At 67.2% G+C, this 250-nt stretch carries 1 protein-coding gene; it reads right to left on the reverse strand.

Annotated elements, in window-relative coordinates:
- The coding region (locus RTX98_RS17780) for a terminase large subunit domain-containing protein (RefSeq protein WP_416223164.1) at positions 1-249 on the reverse strand (249 nt) is incomplete at its 3' end.
- Position 250: the final 1 nt, after the last annotated feature.

Raw genomic sequence — 250 nt, forward strand, 5'->3', positions numbered from 1 at the left:
GAGGCCGGACGGCCCGTCGATCATCACCTCGCGCACATCGCCCAAGGTCTCGCCCACCAGCGCGATCTGCCCGTGCCGGTCGCCGAGTTCCGCAAAAGGCGGATAGCCCCGCACCATCGCATTGACCCACTCCGCGCCCAACCGCGTCTTGCCCGACCCGCGCCCGCCAATCACCAGCCAGGTGTCGGGCTTATCGGCAAAGAGTGGATATTGTTGCGGCCGGGCGATCGCGATCCATTCCCGTGCGATC

Source organism: Tianweitania sp., from assembly GCF_032053605.1.
GTDB lineage: Bacteria > Pseudomonadota > Alphaproteobacteria > Rhizobiales > Rhizobiaceae > Tianweitania.